The sequence below is a fragment of the Streptomyces sp. Q2 genome, assembly GCF_056820935.1.
Window position 1 is genome coordinate 26,717 of record NZ_JBXEJE010000033.1, and the last position, 21,207, is coordinate 47,923.

Sequence of the window (21,207 nt, forward strand, 5' to 3'; positions counted from 1 at the left end):
AAACAAGCTACAGACTTAAGCCCGCGATTTCAGGCGCATGACACTAGAGCGCGTCATGGTGTTCGCCGTGTGGAAGCATCGGTCGCCACGCGATGGGCGTGTTGCGGTCGCCTTGATGGACTGACGGCGGGTCTTGCGCAGCCGGTTCGTCTGACTCCTGGAGAGGAATGGCGGCATGGTGGGCCTCGGGTGACGGACTGTGGCGATTTTGGTGGGGTTGGGGGACATGCATGCGGATGCGTGCTTTGCCTGCTCTTTTGGCCTCGTACATGGCTTTGTCGGCTTGGTGGAGGAGCTCGTCCGGTGTGACGCCGGGGAGGGCGACTGTCATGCCGATGGAGGCGGAGACGAGCGCCTCCTTGCCGGCGATCTCGTAGGGCTGTGCCAGGGCGGACAGGATTCGCTCGGCGACGTCTCGGGCACGCGAGGGGTGTGTCCCGGCCTCTCCCTCCAAAAGGGCGGCGAACTCGTCACCGCCGAGGCGGGCCACGGTGTCTCCGGCCCGTACGGATGCCTGGAGCCGACGAGCGGCGTGGACCAGGAGAGCATCGCCGACCGCGTGTCCGGCCGAGTCGTTGACGTCCTTGAAGCCGTCCAGATCCACGAAGAGCACTGTGGGTGGGGCTGTGCGAGTGGTCCGTTTCCGCATGGCGTGCGCGACTCGGTCGGCGAAGAGGGCCCGGTTGGGCAGTCCGGTGAGCGCGTCGTGGAAGGCCAGGTGCTCGAGTTGTTCCTGCAGGGCGAGCCGTTCGGTCACATCGCGACTGCTGAAGATCATTCCCTCGGTGTGGTGGCTGACCGTCGATTCGACATGGCGCCAACGTCCGTCGGCGTGGCGGACCCGGCAGGACACGCGGCGGCCCGGACCGCGGATGCCCGATGCGGCTTGCTGCTGCAGCGCCTCGACTGCCTTCATCAGCGGCATCAGGTCGTCGGGGTGGCAGTACAGGGGCAGGCGAGCACCCAGCAGGTCCTCAGGCCGGTAGCCGAAGACGTGGTGGGCGGCAGGACTGACGTAGCGGACGCGGCCGTCCGGGCTGACGATGGTGATCACGTCGCGAGTGCCGTCGACCAGGGTGCGGTAAAGAGCCTCCCGGGTGGTGGCTTCGCGGGTGATGTGAAGGTGGTCGGCGTGAATGATGCCTTGCCGGATACCAAGCGCGACAAGCAGCGAGCCTGCCAGGACCATGAGGGCCATGTCAGTGTGGCCGCCGACCATGGTGTGGGCTGCCAGGGCAAGGGCGCAGACGGCCACGGGAACGAAAGCGGCCACGACTCCGACGACGGGCATGAGGTGTTGGTCGACGTCCACGACCGCGGTGCCTCCGGTCAGCCATGGGGCCACGGCGATGAGGACCAGGCCAGTGATCGAGCAGGCCGTCGCGCAGGGAATGCCGTACCAGGTGCCGGGGGCCGGCATGAGGATGCGCAGCATGTCGCTTGCGGACAAAGCGACGAGGGCCAGGGCACCCACCGTTGTCGATGTGCGCTCAGGACGCTTCAGTGCGTAGCGCAGTGCCACCAGAAGTCCGAAGACCAGGATGTCAGTCACCACGCGTGCCAAATCCTGCAGAGAACCGAACGCATCGCCGCTTCGGTCGGCGCGATGCAGCAGCAGCACCCAGCCCAGGGTGAGCAGGGAGCCGGCGATCATCCATCCGTCCAGGACTCGCCGCAGCCAGATCAGCGTCGTACCGCGGTCCGCAACTGCGAGCACCAGCCCGGCGACCGCCACCAACAGAGACAAAGCGATTCCGGTGACCGCGAGCAGCTGGAGGACTAAGTGGACACCACCAGCGGGCTTTCCCCGAGAGGAAGAAAGCTGACTGACCACGACATGGTGAAGGCCACCCGCTGCCGCAGAACCCGCAAAGAGGACGAGGCGAAGACGCACCCGTCCGGCGACCGTCCTGGCACGCCCAAGGAGGGACAGGACGGCCAGACCATACCCAGCCGGCACTCCCGCGACGGCTGGGATGAACAGCGCCGCTGTCCCGCCCGCGCTCACTGCGGCGACAAGCACAAATCCCAGCCACAGAGTCCTGCACCGCCCACAGGCTGCCGATGGCCAGCTGATACGAACGGCGTGCAACGAGCCCCACCAACCGGCCTTGCCCAGCCTCACGCGAACCCCCCCGACGGTCATCAAGCCCAAAGAGGGCAGGCACACCGTGTCCGGTCTGCTCCAGTCGAGAGGAGGATATGAGGATGTCTAACGGATATCCCCATGAAGGGAGGTAAGTTCACCCGAAGAACGGACTAGCTCCTATGGGACACCCTGCCAGTTGTAGCGCTTGTGATGCACGACTGACAGCACGGTTTGAGCATGTATGCCCGCTTATTTTGGGACGTCAGATTGCTCACCAATGTTGACTGCTACGGGGTGGCGCAGATATGACGGGACTGCTGATCAATATGACTTCCCGTCAGGGTGACACGACGTCTGCGGCGCCAGTTACGTCTGCGGGGCGTGCTTCGGTTTCGACCGGTAGACACGACGCAGGGCCGGAACGGTCGTGCGAAATTCCGGCGGCTGAGGAGCCGGGTTTACGTCAGTCGGTCCTGATGCCACCGGCCTGAGGACCTCCAAAACCTGGAAGCCATCGGCCTACGGCTGTTTCCAGGCCGCGTTGAGGGGTTCCGTTTCCGACCGCACAGCAGTAGCCCCCGCCGGGATCACTCCGGGTTGGGCCTGGTCAATCAGCCTCGTACTGGATCTTCGTCACCATCTCGGCGAGTCGCGCGCCGAGTGCAGCGATGTCGGAGGGCAAGTCATCGCGCATCTGCTGCCTCGCCCGCAGCAGTTCCCATGGTGTGGGGTCCTGGCCCTGCGGCTCAGTCACGGCGTCGCCCTCCATCGCGGCCCCGCGCCGTGGTTTCAGTCTAAGGACCTGGGGCATTGACGCGCACACTGCCGCCTGTCCTGGGCATGATGAGCATGGAGCAGGGGTCCACCCTGGGTATTGCCTTGGGAGGGGCCTGCACGTGTCCGGCCGTCCGGGGTTGGCCTGTCTGCCGGGATACACTCCCCCGCTGGGGGGAGTTTCTCGCCTGCCCGTGCCGGGGCGGCTGACAGGTGGCTCGATGTGAAGGAGTCCGAACGTGGATGCCCCACATGTGGTGGGCGGAACCGGCCCGGTAGCGCCCGGGAAGGTCACGTTGGAGGTGAGCCCGTTGCCCGGCGGTCGTTCTGGGATAAGTGCCCGTGGTGAGATCAGCGCCCTCACGCGTCCGTCGTGGGAGCAGGCCCTGACGGAGCTGGCCCGGCGGCACGCGGGCGTGTCGTACGTGGAGCTGTCGGATGTGGCGTTCGTCGACGTGGCCGGGGTAACCGCGCTGGCGGTCACCGCCATGAACCTGCCCGACGGGAGGGTTGTGGTCGAGAATCCCCCGCCGCAGCTGCCGCGGGTTCTGGAGATGTTCTGGCCGGGCCTGGACCGGATCGAGGTGGCTCTGTGATGAGCACGGTGACCACCCACGAGGCGTTCGTGCACCCTGCCCTGTTCTACCGCACGGAGCAGGAGTACACGCGGCAGACGGTGGCCTTCCTTCGCGAGGGCCTGACCCACGGCGAGCCGATGGCCGTGGCGGTGCCCGGCCCCAACCTGGAGCTGATCCAGGCAGGTCTGGGCGGGGACGCCGAGGGCATCCTGTTCCTGGACATGACCGAGGCCGGCCGCAACCCGGGGCGGATCATCCCCAAGGTGCTGCGCGGATTCGCCGACGCCCACCCCAAGGGGCGGGTGCGGATCATCGGCGAGCCGATCTGGGCGGGACGCAGCGCGGTGGAGTACCCGGCGTGCGCGCAGCACGAGGCGCTGATCAACGCCGCGTTCGAGGGCCGGGCGGTGACGATCCTGTGCCCCTACGACGAGGTGCGGCTGGATCCGCAGGTGATCGCCGATGCGCGGGTTACCCACCCGACTCTCATCAGCGGGGAGGGCCGGGAGTCGGTCAGCGACGTCTACGACTGGCAGGCGGTCGTCTCTCGCTACAACCAGGAGCTGCCGACTGTGCCGGACGCCGCGGTCTTCTCCTACGGCGGGGAGGACCTTCCGGCGGTCCGTCACTTCGCTCTCGCTCAGGCGATGCGGCTGGGCCTGGCCGGGGAGCGGCTGGTCGATGCGGAACTGGCGGTCGCGGAGCTGACGACCAATAGCGTCGTGCACGGCGGAGGCCGTGGGACGCTCGCAGTCTGGGCCGATCGGGAGCAGCTCGTGATCGAGGTCCGTGATGCGGGCCTGCTGACTGATCCGCTGGCGGGCCGCCGCCCGCCGGAGCGCGGCCAGCTGGGCGGCCGGGGCTTGATGCTGGTCCACTACGTGGCCGACCTGGTGCGCGTGCACACCGGCGACGACGGCACAACCGTGCGCTGCTACCTGAGCCTGTAACCGCACGCGTAGGCGGCCCACCTGTCCGGGCGGCCGCCTGCCCCTCCTGCTTTCACGCAGCACCGATCGACGAGTCGGGCCGCCCTCAGGCCGGGGCCGTTCGACCCTCGGCGGGCGGGCGATGCACGAGCCGCGTCCCGGAGTCCTGGGCACGACGGCCACGGCCGCGAAGGCGCCGGTTGATGTTGGCGCTGTCAGTGGGTGGTGAGCATGCCCTCGCGGAGCTGGGTCAGGGTGCGTGACAGCAGTCGGGAGACGTGCATCTGGGAGACGCCGAGCCGTTCGCCGATCTGGGCCTGGGTCAGCTCCTCCACGAACCTCCAGTGCAGGATCTTGCGCGCGCGCTCGTCGAGGTCGGCGATCATCGGGGCGAGGGCGTGGAAGTCCTCCACCAGTTCCAGCGCGCCATCGTCGTTGCCGATGAAGTCGGCCAGGACCGTCTCGCCGTCCTCGCTGTTGCCGATGGTGGCGTCCAGGGAGGAGGAGTTGTAGCCGTTGGAGGCCAGTCGCGCCTCGATGACCTCCTTCTCGTCCAGGTTCATCAGCTGGGCGAGCTCCGCCACGGTCGGCGTACGGCCCAGGCGGCTGTTCAGCTCCTCGGACGCGCGCGCCAGCTGGACGCGAGCTTCCTGCAGGCGGCGCGGCACGTGCACGGCCCACGTGGTGTCTCGGAAGAACCGCTTGATCTCTCCCACGATGTAGGGGATCGAGAAGGAGGTGAACTCCACCTCGCGCGAGAGTTCGAACCGGTCGATGGCCTTGATCAGGCCGATCACGCCGACCTGGACGATGTCCTCCATCTCCTCCGCGTCCCGACTGCGGAAGCGGGAGGCCGCGTAGCGGACCAGGGAGATGTTCATCTCGATCAGCGTGTTGCGCGCGTACTGGTACTCCGGCGTACCCTCCTCCAGCCCGGCGAGCTGCTGAAAGAACAGGCGGGTGAGCTCACGCGCATCCTTCGGAGCAACCTTCGACGGGTCGCCCACCTCCGGCAGTGCAGCGCACTTTGCCTCCGACGTCACCGCTGCCTTATCCGTAACCATGTGTCCCTCCCCTGCCGGCCATGCCGACCCCGGCCCACTTCTATTCGCCGCTGCCGCGCCTACCCCTCCTCCCCGCCTTCATGCTTACTCCTTCCGCGGAGCAAGCAGGTCAGCAAGCGCATTGCGGCCCGGCCCACGCCGCCCAGGCCGACATCGCCCTCGCCGCAGTCCCCGCCCACACCCTGCGCGTCGTCGGCCTCGACCAGATCTTCCCTCTCCACCCCGACAGCGACGCCGCAACGCGGCCCTAACCCACAAAGCGTGCGGCCAAGTGGCGGTGCTCGGGAGCGCGTTCGGTGTGTGTGGTGGGCACCCGGGTACACGACGGAACGGAAAAGCCGAAAAGCACCGAAGAGCGGCGAACGCGGCGAAAGAGCACCCTATGGTCATCCCGCCGAGGAAGCCGAGGAAACAGACGGCCGATATTCAGGGCACAGGTGAGGGCGCCCCACTGCGCTACGGCGCGACCTTGGGGGGATGGCGCGGTCCGGGCCGCAGACGCCCGCCAGGCCCTGCGCGCCTTCCTGGGCCACGCCCCGCGAACCGGCCGCACAGCGTGCCGACCGCCCTGGCTGCCGATGCCGAACTCACCGCCAGTGAGCTGGTCACCAACGCCATCCTGCACGCTCCGGGCCCCTGCGGAATGACCCTACAGTTGTCCAGCGACGAGTTGACGATCATCGTATGGGACAACTCCACGGAGAAGCCGGCAGCAAAGAAGGCTGACCCGCGCCGCATCGGCGGCCATGGACTGCACCTGGTGCACACGATCAGCGACAGGGTCGTCATCCCACTCCGCGAAACGGGAAAACGGATCACCGCCCATCCCGCCCTGACACCGAACCAGAGCACTGGACCCGGGATCTCCGGTCGCCGACCGGGCCACCCGGTCCTGCTTCCGGGCCGTGATCATCGGCTCGATCAACGCCCACTGCTCGTCCGACAAGTCGCTGGGGTACGGCTCTCTCTTCACGTCCCGCATCTCGGCATGCACATGCTCAACAGATGGCCTGCCCGACGATCAGTACCTCGATCGAGCGATCACGAACCTAGGAAGATCGGACTTAACGTCCACGTAGACGGTGTCGGTGGCTCCGGCACCGCCACGCTGATGTCGGATGCCGGTTTGACCGACCGAGGCTTCTGCGGCCACTTCGCATCCGAGGGCGACGTCGTCGCCAACGTCGTCGCGGTCTCGTTGGCGACTGTCTGTCGCCCGGGCGCCGGGACCAGCGCGGCGTCGGATGTGCTTCCGTCGCCTTGCTCGAGGAGTCGGCCGCTGCCCGGACGCGGTCAATCGGGTCGGCAGCGACGGCGCGCGGGCCATCGTGGACGAGATCGTCGGCCATCTGGCACCCGAGGATTCCAAGCCCGCACGCGGCAAGGCCCTCGGACTCTTCGCGATGATGGCGGGGTCACTGCAACTGTCCCCCGTCGCCTTCGGCTCGAAGCTCGCCGACGAGGTCCTTGAGAACGCCCTCGCGTTCATGTGCTGAGCGGTGCGGGATCAGGCCGGATCAACGAATATGTCGAGCGCGAGATCGCCCTCAAAGCCGGCAGGGCTGTAGGCGGACAGGTCGGTGACGCCCTCGTCCGAGAGGACCTCGTCGTCGATGAACAGGTTGGCGGTGCACTTCCGCGCGTCACGCGTGACGATGGCGTACGCGGCGTCAGCCATGATCCGCGGACTACGGGCTTGTCCGGCGCCGCCGACCACATTGCGCACGGCGGCTGTGTTGATCAGGGTCCGCGGCCATAGCGAGTTGGCGGCGATGCCGTCGGCGGTGAGCTCCTCGGCGAGCCCGATGGTGCACAGACTCATGCCGTACTTCGACAGCGTGTAACCGAGATGCTTCCCCACCCAGTGCGGCGCGAGGTTCAACGGCGGGGAGAGCGTGAGGATGTGCGGGTTACTCGCCTTGCGCAGATGTGGGATCGCTGCCTTGCTCAGGAGGAACGTGCCACGCGTGTTGATGTCCTGCATCAGGTCGTACCGCTTCATCTCCAGCTGCTCCGACGACGACAGGTCGATCGCGCTGGCGTTGTTGACCACGATGTCGATGCCGCCGAAGGCGCTGACCGCCGCGTTGACGGCGGTGCGCACATCGCCCTCTTCGCGGACGTCGCCGACTACGGCCAGCCCCTTGCCGCCCGCGCGCTCAACCTCGTCGACGGCGGTGTGGACCGTGCCTTCGAGCTTTGGATGCGGCACGGCGGTCTTGGCGAGCATCACCACGTTCGCACCGTCGCGGGCCGCGCGCAGGGCGATGGCGAGTCCGATGCCGCGGCTGCCTCCCGACATCAGGACGGTCTTGCCGGCCAGCGTCTGAGTCATGGCTGAACCTCCAAAATGAATTGTCGAACTAATGATACGCGATACTAATGATATCTTCCACGTATGACTTCGACTCCCACACGCCAGATCGACCGGCTCTACCACGAGCTCCTGGCCCCCAAAGAGACACAGTCCGTTCGCGCTGCCGTGCGCCGGATCGCAGAACGCGAAGTGGCTCCGCACGCCGTGGCGATCGCCGGGGGCGACGAGCGCACGGACGGCTTCCCCCGGCATGTTTTTGAAGGGCTTGCGTCGGCGGGGGTCTTCCGAATCCCCTTCCCCGGCGAGGTCGGCGGCGATGGCCTGACCCACCCGGCGACCGCCACTGCCGCGGCCATCGAGGAACTGGCCTACTACTCGAGCAGCGTCGCGGCCGTCTTCGATGTGCACTGCATCCTGGCGGGCAACGCCCTGCGGCAGGGCACTGAGGAGCAGCAGCAGCGGTGGCTGCGGAAGGTCGCGGAAGGCTCAGTGGTCGGTGCCTTCGCCACCACTGAGCCGGATGCCTCCAGCGACCTGTCTCCGCAAGCGGTACAGACCGAGGCGATACGCACCGAGGCCGGCTGGGTGCTGAACGGCCACAAACGGTGGATCTCCAACTCGCCCGTCGCAGGGTTCGTGGTGGTTCTCGCCCGCACCGGCAGGCGGCTGAGCATGTTCATCGTCGACACAGCACTTCCGGGCGTGGAAGTCGGCCTTCCCGACCGCAAGATGGGAAACCGCGGTCAGCTCACCGCGGACATCCGATTCACGGGAGTGCAGCTTTCCGACGACGACCTCCTTGGTGGCGCCGAAGGGCACGGACTGCGCCATGCGCTGTCGACTCTGACCTATGGCCGGATCGGCATCGCGGCTGCCGGGGTCGGCATGGCGCAGGCCGCCTTCGATCACACCGTGGCCCACCTGTCGACGCGACACGCCTTCGGCAAACCGGTGGCCGCCAACCAGCACTGGCAGTTCCTGCTCGCCGAACGGGCCACCGAGATCGAGAACGCCCGCACCCTCTGCACCAAGGCCGCCCTGCGTCTGGACGCCGGTGACCCGTCCCCGGAGCCCGAGGCCGCGATGGCGAAGTACTACGCCACCAAGCTGTCCGTGGACATGGCACGCGACGCCGTCCAAGCCTTCGGAGGCCTCGGCTTCGCGCGCGAACTGGGTGCCGACGGCAGCCCCGGCCCTGTCGAGGCGATCTACCGGGACAGCAAAATCGGTGAGATCTACGAGGGGACCAATGAGATCCAGAAGTGGGTCATAGCTCGGCAGATCTTCGGTCGGGCCATCGTCGGCTGATCGCCCAGGACGCGCCGGTGCAGCAAGCCGACGGACAGTGGGCATCCCGTCGGCCTGCAGCGGTCCCGCCGCCCCGGGCTTTCTCGTACGATGGACAGGACCATACGTATGACTAACCATGGGTGGGATAAACGATGTCCGAGGCTCCGCTGGTACCAGGGACAGTGGCCGAACACACCATCTGCCTGCTGGTCAAGCTCGGGCAGGTGGCGTTCAGGATCGCTGAGGACGGTATCGGCGGGACCGGTCTGCGAGTGCGGCACTACAGCGTCTTGCAAGCTCTTGCGGACAACGGCGCCATGCCGCAACTGGCACTTGGTTCATTCCTGCGCATCGACCCGGCGACGATGGTGACGAGTCTCGACGACCTGGAGCGCACCGGATACGCCGAGCGGACGCGAGATCCACAGGATCGTCGCCGCTACGCCGTGGACATCACCGCCGAAGGCCGCAAGGTTCTTGCCGACCTCAACCGCACACTCGTCGATCTCGACGGCGAAGTCCTCGCAGACCTGGGTGCCACGGAACGAGACTCGCTTCACGTCCTGCTGGGCAGCCTCGCGGGAAGTCCCGCTCTGACCTCCCTGTTCGACGCCGTCCGGGAGCAGAATGGACCGAAACGGGCTTAGCGGCTTGGGGGGATCGCACCCGGGTGCGGCGGTACGCCCCGGTTCTGGCAAAGTCCCGGAAGGGCGGCCGCCGAGGTCGCACTTCTCTTTTCCTTCAGCGACCACATGATCTATGTCTGGAGCCGTGGGCAGCTCATCGAATGGGGCAGTTGCCCGGCACTAACTGGAGCCCGACCAAGCGCGGAACTGAGTGGACGTGAAGTCCGTTTCTGGTAGCGGCTTCGTCCGGGTTGGGTGAGGAATCCTTGGCGGGTGAGGCGTCCGAGGCGGGCGCGGGTGACGTTGACCGACGCCTCGTCGGTGGGCATGCCGAGGAGCTCGTGCAGCTCGCGGGCTCGGAACTCCCGCGTGGGGTGCTGGTTGAAGGCGTTCACGATGGCCTGGTAGGCGGTGTTCTTCTCGGGCGGTTCGGGTTCGTCCTGGGCCGGTGCGAGCTCGGCGATGACCCTTGTGTGCGGTGGCCAGGTCCGCGAGTCGCACTTCGGTCTCGGCCAGGGCGGCGGTCAAGTGCTCGATCTGGTCGCGTGGTTCACCGGCCCGAGCCATGGTTTCGTCGTGCTGGGCCTGGATGCTGGCCAGAAGGTCGGCGATGTTCACGCGGCCAGCCCGGGGGTGTCTCGCCAGGCCGGTGCGGGTGTGGTGAGGCGCCGGGTCATGTTCGCGATCGAGGCCCAGTAGACGCATGAGGCGGAGGTGTCGGCGCTGTGGTCGTACTCCCGGGCCAGGCGCCGGTGCAGCATCAACGTGCCGTTGACCTGCTCCACGATCCACCTTTTCGGCTGCGGGACGAAGCCTTTGCCCCGGTCATCGGCGTTGCGGCGGACGACCTCGACGTCGATGTCCAACAACGCGCCATGGATGAGGACTTCGTCCTTGAAGCCCTGGTCCACCAGGCCCTTCTCCAGACGCATCCCGCACCGCTCGGCGGCCTCGTCGAGCAGGGCGGTGCCGGCCGCGTTGTCGTGGGCGGATGCGGCCAGCACCACGTACGCCGATGATCAGCCCCAGAACGTCGACGGCCAGTCCCCGCTTGCGGCTCGACACCTTCTTGTTGACGTCCAGCCCCGTCGTGATCTTCGGGACACCGGCTGCCGCGCGGACGGACTGGGGGAGGATCACGAGGGACGGGTCCTCTAATCGCCGGGCTCTCTCCCACACCTGGCAGCGCAGGAGTTCCTGGATCCGCTGGTCCAGGCCGTCATCGCGCCATAAGCCGAAGTAGTAGAACACCGCCGACCAGGACGGCAGATCATGTGGGAGGTAGCGCCACTGGCAGCCCGTCCGGTTCTGATAGAAGATCACGTTCACGACCTCCCGAAGGTCACAGGACCCGGGATCTCCGGTCGCCGACCGGGCCACCCGGTCCACCGCAGTGCGAAGCGGTCAGGAATCCTGCCGCACTCGACAGCGAATCCGGCGCCCACGCCTACACCCCCGGCCGCCACACCGTCGGCGGCCCCGGCGCGGCCCGCGCGGCGCGCAACACCGGCGAGCGCGCCCCGATCCCCGGCCACGGCAGCGCCGCCCATCCCGTCCTGCCTTGCGGGCGACAGATATCAGCGGGTGGTGAGCATGCCTTCACGCAGTCGGGCAAGGGTGCGGGACAGGAGCCGGGAGACGTGCATCTGCGAGACGCCCAGGCGTTCGCCGATCTGGGCCTGGGTGAATTCCTCGACGAACCGCATGTGGATGATCTGCCGGTCCCGCTCGTCGAGTTCCGCGATCAGCGGGCCAAGGGCGTGGAAGTCCTCCACCAGCTCCAGGCCCGCGTCCGGGGCGCCGATGAAGTCCTGCAGGGCGGCCTCGCCGTCCTCGCTGCCGCTGATCGTGGCGTCCAGGGAGGAGGAGTTGTAACCGTTGGCGGCCAGGCGGGCCTCGCGGACCTCGTCCTCGGGCAGGCTCATCAGCTCCGACAGCTCCTTGACCGTCGGGGTGCGGCCCAGTCGGCTGCGTAGTTCCTCGGTGGCGCGGGCCAGCTGGACACGGGCTTCCTGCAGCCGGCGCGGAACGTGCACGGCCCAGGTGGTGTCGCGGAAGAACCGTTTGATCTCGCCGACGATGTAGGGGATGGCGAAGGAGGTGAACTCCACCTCCCGGGACAGCTCGAAGCGGTCGATCGCCTTGATCAGCCCGATCATGCCGACCTGGACGATGTCCTCCATCTCCTCCGGCCCGCGGCTGCGGAACCGGCCGGCCGCGAAGCGGACCAGGGACATGTTCATCTCGATCAGCGTGTTCCGCGCGTACTGGTACTCCGGAGTGCCTTCCTCCAGCACGGCCAACTGCTGGAAGAACAGCTTCGACAGTTCGCGGGCGTCCTTGGGCGCCACCCGGGACGGGTCAGCAACGTGGGGCAGCTCCGCCGTCCGCGTCTGTGCTGCCGCCATACTCATGGGCGCCATACTGTTCCCCTTCCAGGTCGATCCCGCCGCCGGCCGGCCAAAAGCGGCCGACGACGCACCGCCTACCCCCGCATCCTGCCCCCACTCCCCCGTCATGTCTGCCACAGGCTGCAAGGGCATCCCCCGCCGCCGTCACCCCGCGCAGCCCGCCTCTTCACCGCAGGCCGAGGGAAAGACAGTGGTGCCAGAGGGAACGCCGGCCACTACTGAGGGCGGCGTCCGGTGAGAGCACCGTCCAGGTCGTCGGGCAGGGCGATGCGGGCCGTGATGCGTTTGCCGACCGGCTCCCGCTGCCGACCGGCTCCCGCTGCATTTCGAAGCCCTGCGCGACCGCCATGACCATCTCCAGGCCGTGCTGCCCGACCCGGCCCGCATCAGCGGCCCGCGCCACCGGCAGCACCGGGCACTGCTCCGGCAAGGGGCGAACTACAGGGCCTTCGGTGGCGTTCAGCGCGAGGGCGACTGCCCCGAGTGCCGCGGCGACGGCAAGGCCCGGCCGTGACCACCCCGACCCTCATCGCGGCAAGCCCGCCCCAACTCGACCTCGACACCCGGCTCGCCCTCCGCCTGGCCGACATGACCATCCGCCTCGACGAGGCCGCTGTCGCCTTCGAGGTGAATACCGCGCACCTGCCCGGCGCCGACCCCATCACAGACATCGCCGAAATCGTTCGGCTCACGCCGACCCTGACGCCGACGGTCAACCCGTACAGCACCCCGATCGCCGCGCTCCTGCACCGCCTCGAAACGAACGGCCGGCTGCGCGGCGGCCTCCGCGAAGACCACGGCACCCGCCGCTGCCCGATCGGCGCCATCCCCGCCGCACTCCCTGGCCGTGCCGGAAGCCGCACCGGCTTGATCCGCCACGCCGCCACCCACGACGAGGACAGCACACTCACCGATAACTCACTCGAGGTCATCCGCCTCGACCACCTCGCCGAAACCCACCACCGCCCTACACCAACCTCTAACCCGCCCACCGAGCAGGCAAACGGCCCTGACCAGTACAAACACCAACCGAGCCTGTTCGCGCTAGAGCTACCCGCGACGAACCCGTCCCCGCTCAGCACACAACACACGGCCCCCGCCCCTACACCCTGCCCACCCCGCCCGAACCACTCACTCAACCTGTCAACAGACCAGCAACACACCAGGCCAGCCGCCACCCCCCACACCAACAAGCCTCCCTCCGAGCGTCAATCGACTGGTTTGGGCGGCAGTTGCATGCCGTGCCTCAAGGTTTTGACACCAATTTAATAAGCGCGCATACTATCTGCATGATGACCATCGCCACCGCCCAGATCACTTCGACCGCTGCCCCGTCCGCCTTCTTTGCCCGCTGGGCCGACATGGCGACCTGGCCGGAATGGAACGCTGACACTGAATGGGTCCGCCTCGACGGCCCCTTCGAGACCGGTTCAACCGGTGTCCTGAAGCCAAAGGGCGGCCCCAAGACGAAGTTCGTCATCGCCGAGCTCGCAGACGACCGATTCGTCGATGTCTCCAGGCTCACCGGAGCACGTATGACGTTCAGCCACTTCGTGGAGGGAACCCCGGACGGCGGCACCAAGGCTCAGGTCAGCGTCACCCTGGCCGGGCCGCTGTCCCACCTCTGGAATCTGATCCTCGGCAAGGGCATCAAGGCGACGTTGCAGCGGGACCTGGAAAGCCTGAAGGCCGTGACCGAGGCTTGCTCCCCCAGGAGCCTCGCGTGAAGCACTGGCTGGGCGTCGTCAGCCGTGACCACGTGCACCGCGGCACGACGGCGGGCATAGTTCAACTGGGCCACGGCAAGCGCCCTGGCCTGGCCCGACTGAGCCCCGGCGACTGGCTGATCTACTATTCGCCACGCACGAGCCTGCGAGACGGTGAGCCGCTCCAGGCGTTCACCGCAATCGGCGAGATCACCGACGGCGAGATCTGGCAAGCCGACGAAGGCGGCTTCCAACCCTGGCGCCGACGGGCCCGTTATGTGGAGCACGCGACGGAAGTCCCCCTCCGCCGGTTCAACGGCTCCCTGGCCCTGACCTCCAACGCGAACTGGGGCCACCAGCTGCGACGCGGCCTGGTCGAACTGACCGAAGACGACTTCCGTCAGATCCGTTCGGCCATGGTCGCTTCATGACCCCGCGCGACCTGGACACCGCCTTCACCAACGCCGAGGAGAGCCCCGGACTGCTCATGTGGCAAGTCACCAACCGGTGGCAGGCGGCTATCCGCCTCACCCTCAAGCCTTACGGGCTCACCCACGTCCAATTCGTGCTCCTCGCGGCTCTGACCTGGCTGGGATCCGAGGGGCCGGTGACGCAGAAGGCGCTTGCCGACCACGCCGCGTCGGACCCCATGATGACGTCCCAGGTTCTGCGTGTCCTGGAAGGTCGCGGCTTGGTCGAGCGGCGCCCGCACCCGCAGGACGGCCGGGCCCGAGCGCTCGCTGTGACAAAGGAGGGGCGCGTGTTGGCGAACCGAGCCGTGGTCGCGGTCGAGGCATGCGACGCCGAGTTCTTCGGAGCCCTGGGGGAACAAACCGATGCGTTCACACAGGCGTTGCGACGCCTCAAGACGGCGTTGGCGCAGGAGTGACCTCACATGCGGCGGCTTCGCGGGACGCAGAGCGTCGGGGGGGCAGAGACCGTGGTCCCTGCCCGCCCGACGCATGGTTATGGCTTCCGGATCAGAGGTGCGTCGGTGCGGGCGGCGACGTCCTCGGCGGTGACACCCGGCGCGCATTCCACGAGGGCGAGGCCCTCGGGTGTGACGCCGAGGATGCCGAGGTCGGTGATGATGCGGTGGACGCAGTGTTCGCCGGTGAGCGGAAGGGTGCACTCCTTGAGGATCTTCGGGGTGCCGTCCTTGGCGGTGTGTTCCATCAGGACGATGACGCGGCGGGCGCCGTGGACGAGGTCCATGGCACCGCCCATGCCCTTGACCATCTTGCCGGGGATCATCCAGTTGGCGAGGTCGCCGGTCGCGGAGACCTGCATCGCGCCGAGCACGGCGGTGTCGACGTGGCCGCCGCGGATCATGCCGAAAGACAGGGCCGAGTCGAAGAAGGAGGCGCCGGGCAGGACGGTGACCGTCTCCTTGCCGGCGTTGATGAGATCGGGGTCGACCTCAGCCTCGGTCGGGTAGGGGCCGGTGCCGAGGATGCCGTTCTCGGAGTGCAGGACCACATGGACATCGGGGGGAAGGTGTCCGGGTATGAGGGTGGGCAGGCCGATGCCGAGGTTGACGTAGGAGCCGTCCGTGAGTTCGGCGGCGGCGCGGGCGGCCATCTGGGCCCGGGTCCAGCCCAGCTGCGTTCCGAGGGTGGTGCTCATGCGCGTACGGTCCTCTTCTCGATCTGCTTGTCGGCGGCCTCGGCCGGGGTGAGGACCACGAGCCGCTGGACGAAGATGCCTGGCAGGTGGATCTCGTCCGGGCTCAGCTCGCCTGGCTCGACGAGTTCCTCCACCTCGGCGACGGTGATGCTGCCCGCCATCGCGGCCAGCGGGTTGAAGTTGGCGGCGGACTTACGGAAGACCAGGTTTCCGTGGCGGTCGCCGCGCCAGGCCCGTACGAGGGCGAAGTCGGTGGTGATGCCGTGTTCCAGGACGTACGCGCGGCCCGCGAAGTCGCGGGTCTCCTTGGGCGGGGAGGCCACCGCGACCGTGCCGTCGGGCCGGTAGCGCCAGGGCAGGCCACCGCGGGCGACCTGGGTGCCCACCCCTGCCGGGGTGTAGAAGGCGGGAATGCCCGCTCCCCCGGCGCGCAGCCGTTCGGCCAGCGTGCCCTGGGGCACCAGTTCCACCTCCAGCTCGCCCGACAGGTACTGGCGGGCGAACTCCTTGTTCTCGCCCACGTAACTGCCGGTGACGCGGGCGATCCGGCGGTCGGCCAGCAGGACTCCCAGGCCGCGCCCGTCCACACCGCAGTTGTTCGACACGACCTCCAGGCCGGTGGCGCCCTGGGCGTGCAGTGCCTGGATGAGGACGCCGGGGATGCCGCTGAGGCCGAAGCCGCCGACGGCCAGCGACGCGTCGTCGGGGATGTCGGCGACCGCCTCTGCGGCGCTCGCGCTGACCTTGTCCATGGGAGGGAGGGCCTTTCTGTCGTGTCTGTCGTGCGTGGTCGCCGGCTCAGACGTCCACGCGCAGGGCGTCCGAGATCGACTTGGTGCCGCCGTGCGCGGTGAGTCCGCCGTCGACCGGGATCTCGGCCCCAGTGATGAAGGACGCCTCGTCGGAGAGAAGGAAGGCGACGAGCGGGGTGATCTCGTCGACGGTTCCGGTGCGGCCGAGCGGTGTCTCGCGGACGTTCGCCTCTCGGAACGCGGGCGCCGCGGAGGCGGTCATCTCCGTCTCGATGAAGCCGGGGTGAACGATGTTCACGCGGATGCCAACGGGCCCCAGTTCCATGGCGGCGGTCCGCGACAGGCCGCGCAGCGCCCACTTACTGGCCGTGTAGGCGACCGGGTAGTGGCCGGTGAGCGCGGCGGACGAGCCGACGTTCACGATCGAGGAGCCGGACGGCATCAGCGGGGCCAGGTGCTGGATGCCCAGCAACGGGCCGGTGACGTTGACCGCGTGGACCCGGGCCATGTCCTCGGGGCGAACGTCACCGATCCGGGCCCGCCAGGTGACGCCCGCGTTGTTGACCAGGCCGTGCACCTGGCCGTACGACTCCCGTAGCTCGGCGGCGAGTTCCGCCCAGTCCTTCTCGCTCGTGACGTCGAGACGGCGGCAGCCAGGTGACTCCGTGACGTCGACAGCGATCACCCTGGCGCCCTCGCGGGTCAGCGCCTCGGCCTCCGCGGCGCCCTGACCGCGGGCCGCGCCCGTGATGACCACGACCTTGCCGAGGAGCCTCTTGGGCTGCTGATCGCTCACGGCCGTTCCCTCGTGCGGCGGCGGGCTACGGGAACGGTCATGGGCTCCGCGCCGGCCACCACGGTGTTGGAGACGGAGCCGATGCCCTCGACGGTGAGGGTGACCGTGTCGCCAGGCTTCAGCGGCGGCGGGGACTGCTCACCCCGTACACCCCACAGCTCGGCGAGGCAGCCGCCGTTGCCGCAGGTCCCGGAACCGAGGACGTCGCCGGGGCGGACGACGGTGCCGCGTGAGGCGTAGGCGACCATCTCCTCGAAGGTCCAGCTCATGTTGGACAGCAGATCCTTGCCCACGACCTCGCCGTTGATCTCGGCGGTGAGCGCCAGGCGCAGGAAGCCGTCCGCGTCGCGGTACTTCCCCAGCTCGTCGGCGGTGACCAGGTAGGGACCCAGCGTGGTGGCGGTGTCCTTGCCCTTGCACGGGCCGAGGCCGACCTTCATCTCGGCGGACTGCAGGTCGCGGGCCGACCAGTCGTTGAAGACGGTGTAGCCCACGATGTGGTCGCGAGCCTGCTCGGGGGTGAGGTCGCGGCCCTCCTTCCCGATCACGGCGGCGACTTCGAGCTCGAAGTCGAGCACGCCCGACCCCGGCGGCATGGGGATGTCGTCGTGCGGGCCGTACATCGCGTAGGGGTTGCCGAAGTAGAACGTCGGGGCCGCGTACCACCGCTCCGGTACCCCGGCAGCCCCGTCCACGGACCGCCGAACGCCCTCGACGTGTTCCTCGAAGGTGACGAAGTCCCGCACGGTGGGCGGCTGAAGCGGCGGCAGCAGCCGTACCTCGGAGACGTGGGGACCGGCCGGGACGTCGAGGACCGCGGAGCCCGAGTCGAGCAGCTCGGGCAGACCGCCTCCCTCGGCGAGCAGGCGGGTCAGTGAGTTGACGCCGGGTAGGGCGTGGAGCGTGCCGTTCTCTTCGACGACCGCCACCTGGCGTCGGTTGCGGTACTCGTACGTGGCGAAACGCATGGCGGTTTCCAGTCGGCTGTCGGCGTGCGGGGTGGACACGAGGGCCGGGGGCGCGGCATGGGAGTCAGGGCAGTGACAGGACCACCGCGCCCCCGGTGACTCAGGGCTTCGCCGGTCAGACCGGCGGGGCGACGAACACGCCGCGATCGACGTCGTTGAAGGACTCCTTGGTGACCAGTTCGTTCATGGGGTTGGCGGTGCCCCACTGGTCAGTGACCTCGGGGTTCGAGAAGTCGTAGACGTGCGGGTGCCAGGTGTCCTCGTCCAGCGACTCCAACTCCGTCGTGTACTCGACGGTGTTGCCGTGCGGGTCGAGGAAGTAGGTGAAGGTGTTGTCGCCCGCCATGTGCCGGCCCGGCCCCCAGATCTTCTTGAAGCCGGCGCGCATCACACGGCCGGAGCCGCGCATGTACTCGTCGAGCCCGCGCATCTCGAAGGAGATGTGGTGCAGCGAGGTGTGCGGGCCCTTGGCGATGGCCATGGAGTGGTGCTGGTTGCTGATCCGCATGAAGTGCATGACGTCGCCGATGTGCGGATGGCCGAGCGTGTCGGACAGCCGGAAGCCGAGGTGCTCCTCGTACCACGCCTTGGTCTTGTCCAGATCCGGCGAGTTGAGGACGACGTGCGACAGCTTGACCGGGATCGACTCCTTCTCCTCGATCTTGCGGTGCTGTCGGACCTCGACGTCGGCCAGGACCTCGATGGTGCGCCCGTCGACGTCGAAGAAGCGGAAGCCGTAACCGCCACCGGGTGTTTCCACTTTGCCCGGCTGAGTGACCAACTGCGCGCCCCCTGCGAGGAGTTGTTCGGCGAGGGTGTCCACGTCGGCCGTGCTCGCGGCGCCGTAGGAGACGAGGTCGAGGCGCTTCTCGTCGGCCTTGCGCAGCCGCACGACGTACTGCTCGGGGCTGCCCTCGGCGGCCAGGAAGGAGATGCCGGAGTCCTCGGCGACCTTGGTCAGGCCCCAGACGCCGGCGTAGAAGTCGAGCTGCTTGTCGTAGTCGGGCACGGCGAGGTCGACGTGTCGGAGGTGGGTGAGCAGGCGGTTACTCATCGGGGGGGATCCTTCTCAGGCGAGGTTGAGCAGGGAGGCAGCGTTTCCGCCGCGGACGGAGTGGAAGTCGTGGTCGGGCAGGTCGGCGGCGCGCAGTGCGCCGAGCGGGTCGTCCGTGCCCATGTCGAAGGGAAAGTCGGAGCCGAGCAGGATCCGGTCGGCGCCGACGGTCCGGATCAACTCCCGCAGTACGTGCGGGCCATGGACGAGGGAGTCGTAGTACAGCTGCTTCAGATAGCTGCTCGGTTCGCGCTCGCAGCCCTGGGCGTCGGGGCGGACTCGCCAGGCGTGGTCGGAGCGGCCGATGTGGGTAGGAAGGTAGCCGCCGCCGTGCGCCGCGATCAGCTTCAGCCCCGGATGGCGGTCCAGGACGCCGGAGAAGATCAGGTGGGAGAGGGCGACGGCGTTCTCGGTGGGCTGGCCGACCATGTTGGACAGGTACCACTGGTCCAGGCGCTCGTCGAGGGTGCAGCCGAACGGGTGCAGGAAGAGGAGGGCGCCCGTCTCCTCCGCACGGGACCAGAGGGGTTCGTACGCCGGATCTGACAGCTCGTGGCCGGGCGCGTGCGAGGAGATCTCCACACCCCTCAGCCCCTGGTCCAGGGCGTGGTCGAGCAGGCCGACCGCGAGGTCGGGATGCTGGAGCGGGACCAGGCCCAGGCCGTGCAGGCGGTCGGGAGCTTTCGCACAGTGTGCGGCGGTGCCCTCGTTGGCCAGCCGGCATATCTTCTCGGCCAGTTGGAGCTCCGCCCAGTAGTGATAGTGGGACGGCGAGGGGCTCACCAGCTGTATGTCCACGCCCTGCGCGTCCATGGCCGCCAGGCGCACCGCGGCGTCCGTCAGCTTCGGCACGCGCGCACCGACCATCGGACCGCTCACGGCCAGGGCCGCCGGGCCATTGCGGCGGGCGTCGAGGGCGCGGGCCTCGACGAGGCCGGGATGACCGGCGACGGCCTCCTCGACCTCCGGCAGCAGGAGGTGGGCATGGACGTCGATGGTCGGCGCGGAGGATGCGGTGGCGGTCACGGGAGCTCCTTGAGGCGGTTCATGGTGCTGCCGACCAACCCGGCCATGTCGGCGTCGTGCACGCCGTCCAGCTGCCACTGACCGATCTGCACGGACGCCGCAACGACGGTGCGCACCCGGGGAATGCGGCGGTCGTAGTAGGCCTGGAGCAGCTCGCCGTCCCAGTCCCGTCCGCTGGTGAGCAACTCGGCGAGGACGAGGGCGTCCTCCAGGGACATCGCCGCGCCCTGGGCCATGGTGGGCGGGCAGCAGTGGGCGGCGTCGCCGATGAGCACGACCCGGCCCCGGTGCCAGGAGTCCTCGATCAGCAGGTGGTCGAATCTGGTGTAGTTGACCTTCTTCGGGTCGGTGATGTGCTCGGTGATCTCCGGCCAGACCCCGCCGTAGCTCTGCGCCAGGCGGCGCATCTCGTCGGCGTAGGTGGCCGGGTCGATGGAGGCGCGGTCGCGGCACCCTTCGACGACGTACGCGTAGATGGTGTTCTCGCTGGTTGGGCAGTAGCCGGCGATGTAGGCGGGGCCGCCGTAGGCGAGGTCGGTGCGCGTCACCCTCTCGGGCCGCGGGGCGGCGATGCGCCAGATAGCCATGCCGGTCGGCTCGGGTTTGTCCGTGATGCCGATCGCGGCGCGGGTGGCTGAGTTGAGACCGTCGGCACCGATCACCAGGTCGTAGCGGCCCTCGCTGCCGTCGCTGAAGCGCACCGAGACGCCGTCGGCGTCCTGCTCCAGCGATTCGGCGGTGGTGCCGAGGCGGACGTCGGCACCGGAGGCGCGGACCGTGTCGATGAGGAGTTGCTGCAGCTGGGGGCGCTGCATGCCGAGGGTGGCGGGCAGGTCCTCCCCGCCGGTCTGGATGTCCTCGGCGACGAAGATGACGGTGCCGTCGGGGGCCGTCACGCCCAGCGAGCCGAAGGCGTATCCGGAGGCTTCCACCTGTTTCCACACGCCCAGTTCGCGCAGGACCCGCAGGGCGTTGCCCTGGAGGGTGATGCCGGAGCCGGTGGTGGCGTTCCAGTCGGGCTTGGCCTCGATCAGGTCGACCGCGATGCCGGCCCTGCGCAGCAGGATGGTGACGGCGTTGCCTGAGGCGCCCCCGCCGATGACCAGGACGGTGGGTGTGCCCCCGGGCGGAGGCTGGGGGAGAGTGCGGCTGTCAGCCATGTCGGGGATTCCTCCGGGGTTGGGCCGCGCGACTTCGGGCG

General features: G+C 68.4%; 21 protein-coding genes and 3 pseudogenes. 11 read left to right on the plus strand and 13 right to left on the minus strand.

The annotated features are described in order from the left end of the window. Window positions 1–43: 43 nt before the first annotated feature. Together ACWBNA_RS32475 and ACWBNA_RS32480 are read right to left on the minus strand one after the other, a co-directional pair. The gene (locus ACWBNA_RS32475) at window positions 44–1,834 is read right to left on the minus strand and encodes a diguanylate cyclase domain-containing protein (protein ID WP_482708083.1); all 1,791 of its coding nucleotides are present in this window, start codon (window positions 1,832–1,834) and stop codon (window positions 44–46) included. Between the two features lie 862 nt (window positions 1,835–2,696). Further along, window positions 2,697–2,843, minus strand: coding sequence for a hypothetical protein (locus ACWBNA_RS32480; protein WP_482708084.1), 147 nt, complete (start codon window positions 2,841–2,843; stop codon window positions 2,697–2,699). A gap of 259 nt (window positions 2,844–3,102) precedes the next feature. Between ACWBNA_RS32480 and ACWBNA_RS32485 the strand changes: the two genes are divergently transcribed. Both ACWBNA_RS32485 and ACWBNA_RS32490 read left to right on the plus strand, forming a co-directional pair. Further along, on the plus strand, window positions 3,103–3,459 hold the full coding sequence (locus tag ACWBNA_RS32485) for an STAS domain-containing protein (RefSeq protein ID WP_482708085.1): 357 nt from the start codon (window positions 3,103–3,105) through the stop codon (window positions 3,457–3,459). Beyond that, the gene (locus tag ACWBNA_RS32490; RefSeq protein WP_482708086.1) at window positions 3,459–4,391 is read left to right on the plus strand and encodes an anti-sigma factor RsbA family regulatory protein; all 933 of its coding nucleotides are present in this window, start codon (window positions 3,459–3,461) and stop codon (window positions 4,389–4,391) included. The genes ACWBNA_RS32485 and ACWBNA_RS32490 overlap by 1 nt, the downstream gene beginning before the upstream one ends. Before the next feature lie 194 nt (window positions 4,392–4,585). Here ACWBNA_RS32490 and ACWBNA_RS32495 read toward each other — a convergent pair whose 3' ends face one another. Next, a complete protein-coding gene (locus ACWBNA_RS32495; RefSeq protein ID WP_482708087.1) occupies window positions 4,586–5,434 on the minus strand; it encodes an RNA polymerase sigma factor SigF in 849 nt (282 codons plus the stop codon). Window positions 5,435–5,565: 131 nt separating this feature from the next. On the opposite strand from ACWBNA_RS32495, the pseudogene ACWBNA_RS32500 reads away from it, so the two are divergent. The 3 genes and pseudogenes from ACWBNA_RS32500 to ACWBNA_RS32510 all read left to right on the plus strand — a co-directional run. Then, a pseudogene (locus ACWBNA_RS32500) lies at window positions 5,566–5,685 on the plus strand (anti-anti-sigma factor); the annotation flags it as partial. A gap of 131 nt (window positions 5,686–5,816) precedes the next feature. Beyond that, window positions 5,817–6,242 (plus strand): annotated as a pseudogene (locus ACWBNA_RS32505) (ATP-binding protein); the annotation flags it as partial. Window positions 6,243–6,762: 520 nt separating this feature from the next. After that, complete coding sequence (locus ACWBNA_RS32510; protein ID WP_482708170.1) at window positions 6,763–6,930, plus strand: hypothetical protein; 168 nt, start codon at window positions 6,763–6,765, stop codon at window positions 6,928–6,930. An 11-nt stretch (window positions 6,931–6,941) separates the two neighbouring features. On the opposite strand, the gene ACWBNA_RS32515 is transcribed toward ACWBNA_RS32510, so the two are convergent. Further along, window positions 6,942–7,769, minus strand: coding sequence for an SDR family oxidoreductase (locus ACWBNA_RS32515; protein ID WP_482708088.1), 828 nt, complete (start codon window positions 7,767–7,769; stop codon window positions 6,942–6,944). 63 nt (window positions 7,770–7,832) lie between these two features. On the opposite strand from ACWBNA_RS32515, the gene ACWBNA_RS32520 reads away from it, so the two are divergent. Further along, window positions 7,833–9,059, plus strand: a complete 1,227-nt coding sequence (locus tag ACWBNA_RS32520) for an acyl-CoA dehydrogenase family protein (protein ID WP_482708089.1) — start codon at window positions 7,833–7,835, stop codon at window positions 9,057–9,059. A 164-nt stretch (window positions 9,060–9,223) separates the two neighbouring features. After that, complete coding sequence (locus ACWBNA_RS32525) at window positions 9,224–9,688, plus strand: MarR family winged helix-turn-helix transcriptional regulator (protein WP_482708090.1); 465 nt, start codon at window positions 9,224–9,226, stop codon at window positions 9,686–9,688. Between the two features lie 593 nt (window positions 9,689–10,281). On the opposite strand, the pseudogene ACWBNA_RS32530 reads toward ACWBNA_RS32525, so the two are convergent. Both ACWBNA_RS32530 and ACWBNA_RS32535 read right to left on the minus strand, forming a co-directional pair. Next, window positions 10,282–11,071, minus strand: a pseudogene (locus ACWBNA_RS32530) (IS5 family transposase); the annotation flags it as partial. A gap of 173 nt (window positions 11,072–11,244) precedes the next feature. After that, window positions 11,245–12,090, minus strand: coding sequence for an RNA polymerase sigma factor SigF (locus ACWBNA_RS32535; protein ID WP_482708092.1), 846 nt, complete (start codon window positions 12,088–12,090; stop codon window positions 11,245–11,247). A 498-nt stretch (window positions 12,091–12,588) separates the two neighbouring features. Here ACWBNA_RS32535 and ACWBNA_RS32540 point away from each other — a divergent pair, with 498 nt between their 5' ends. Genes ACWBNA_RS32540 through ACWBNA_RS32555 form a run of 4 tightly spaced genes read left to right on the plus strand, consistent with a single transcriptional unit; the run spans window position 12,589 to window position 14,673 of the window. After that, window positions 12,589–13,347 carry a hypothetical protein gene (locus ACWBNA_RS32540; protein WP_482708093.1) on the plus strand — a complete coding sequence of 253 codons (759 nt, stop codon included), beginning with the start codon at window positions 12,589–12,591 and terminating at the stop codon, window positions 13,345–13,347. Window positions 13,348–13,367: 20 nt separating this feature from the next. Then, complete coding sequence (locus ACWBNA_RS32545; protein WP_482708094.1) at window positions 13,368–13,805, plus strand: SRPBCC family protein; 438 nt, start codon at window positions 13,368–13,370, stop codon at window positions 13,803–13,805. Continuing rightward, on the plus strand, window positions 13,802–14,215 hold the full coding sequence (locus ACWBNA_RS32550; protein WP_482708095.1) for an EVE domain-containing protein: 414 nt from the start codon (window positions 13,802–13,804) through the stop codon (window positions 14,213–14,215). Before ACWBNA_RS32545 ends, ACWBNA_RS32550 begins: the two co-directional genes overlap by 4 nt. Further along, window positions 14,212–14,673, plus strand: a complete 462-nt coding sequence (locus tag ACWBNA_RS32555; RefSeq protein WP_482708096.1) for a MarR family winged helix-turn-helix transcriptional regulator — start codon at window positions 14,212–14,214, stop codon at window positions 14,671–14,673. The genes ACWBNA_RS32550 and ACWBNA_RS32555 overlap by 4 nt, the downstream gene beginning before the upstream one ends. A gap of 77 nt (window positions 14,674–14,750) precedes the next feature. Here the strand turns inward: ACWBNA_RS32555 and ACWBNA_RS32560 are convergent, their stop codons facing one another. The 7 genes from ACWBNA_RS32560 to ACWBNA_RS32590 all read right to left on the minus strand — a co-directional run bounded on the left by ACWBNA_RS32560 (window position 14,751) and on the right by ACWBNA_RS32590 (window position 21,166). Continuing rightward, window positions 14,751–15,386 carry a 3-oxoacid CoA-transferase subunit B gene (locus ACWBNA_RS32560; protein WP_482708167.1) on the minus strand — a complete coding sequence of 212 codons (636 nt, stop codon included), beginning with the start codon at window positions 15,384–15,386 and terminating at the stop codon, window positions 14,751–14,753. Window positions 15,387–15,406: 20 nt separating this feature from the next. Then, window positions 15,407–16,162, minus strand: a complete 756-nt coding sequence (locus ACWBNA_RS32565) for a CoA transferase subunit A (protein ID WP_482708097.1) — start codon at window positions 16,160–16,162, stop codon at window positions 15,407–15,409. Window positions 16,163–16,208: 46 nt separating this feature from the next. Further along, the gene (locus tag ACWBNA_RS32570; RefSeq protein WP_482708098.1) at window positions 16,209–16,958 is read right to left on the minus strand and encodes an SDR family NAD(P)-dependent oxidoreductase; all 750 of its coding nucleotides are present in this window, start codon (window positions 16,956–16,958) and stop codon (window positions 16,209–16,211) included. Then, window positions 16,955–17,926, minus strand: coding sequence for a fumarylacetoacetate hydrolase family protein (locus tag ACWBNA_RS32575; RefSeq protein WP_482708099.1), 972 nt, complete (start codon window positions 17,924–17,926; stop codon window positions 16,955–16,957). Before ACWBNA_RS32575 ends, ACWBNA_RS32570 begins: the two co-directional genes overlap by 4 nt. Window positions 17,927–18,041: 115 nt before the next feature. Beyond that, window positions 18,042–18,980 (minus strand): VOC family protein, encoded by a 939-nt coding sequence (locus ACWBNA_RS32580; protein ID WP_482708100.1) that lies wholly within the window; start codon window positions 18,978–18,980, stop codon window positions 18,042–18,044. Between the two features lie 15 nt (window positions 18,981–18,995). Next, a complete protein-coding gene (locus tag ACWBNA_RS32585; protein WP_482708101.1) occupies window positions 18,996–20,006 on the minus strand; it encodes an amidohydrolase family protein in 1,011 nt (336 codons plus the stop codon). After that, window positions 20,003–21,166: an FAD-dependent oxidoreductase gene (locus ACWBNA_RS32590; protein WP_482708102.1), complete on the minus strand. Its 1,164-nt coding sequence runs from the start codon at window positions 21,164–21,166 to the stop codon at window positions 20,003–20,005. Before ACWBNA_RS32590 ends, ACWBNA_RS32585 begins: the two co-directional genes overlap by 4 nt. Between the last annotated feature and the right edge of the window lie 41 nt (window positions 21,167–21,207).

Coding starts and splice junctions, on each gene's coding strand:
- ACWBNA_RS32535 (WP_482708092.1), bottom strand. CDS start 12,090: ATGGCGCCCATGAGTATGGCGGCAGCACAGACGCGGACGGCGGAGCTG.
- ACWBNA_RS32490 (WP_482708086.1), top strand. CDS start 3,459: ATGAGCACGGTGACCACCCACGAGGCGTTCGTGCACCCTGCCCTGTTC.
- ACWBNA_RS32575 (WP_482708099.1), bottom strand. CDS start 17,926: ATGCGTTTCGCCACGTACGAGTACCGCAACCGACGCCAGGTGGCGGTC.
- ACWBNA_RS32555 (WP_482708096.1), top strand. CDS start 14,212: ATGACCCCGCGCGACCTGGACACCGCCTTCACCAACGCCGAGGAGAGC.
- ACWBNA_RS32520 (WP_482708089.1), top strand. CDS start 7,833: ATGACTTCGACTCCCACACGCCAGATCGACCGGCTCTACCACGAGCTC.
- ACWBNA_RS32580 (WP_482708100.1), bottom strand. CDS start 18,980: ATGAGTAACCGCCTGCTCACCCACCTCCGACACGTCGACCTCGCCGTG.
- ACWBNA_RS32495 (WP_482708087.1), bottom strand. CDS start 5,434: ATGGTTACGGATAAGGCAGCGGTGACGTCGGAGGCAAAGTGCGCTGCA.
- ACWBNA_RS32565 (WP_482708097.1), bottom strand. CDS start 16,162: ATGGACAAGGTCAGCGCGAGCGCCGCAGAGGCGGTCGCCGACATCCCC.
- ACWBNA_RS32590 (WP_482708102.1), bottom strand. CDS start 21,166: ATGGCTGACAGCCGCACTCTCCCCCAGCCTCCGCCCGGGGGCACACCC.
- ACWBNA_RS32515 (WP_482708088.1), bottom strand. CDS start 7,769: ATGACTCAGACGCTGGCCGGCAAGACCGTCCTGATGTCGGGAGGCAGC.
- ACWBNA_RS32545 (WP_482708094.1), top strand. CDS start 13,368: ATGATGACCATCGCCACCGCCCAGATCACTTCGACCGCTGCCCCGTCC.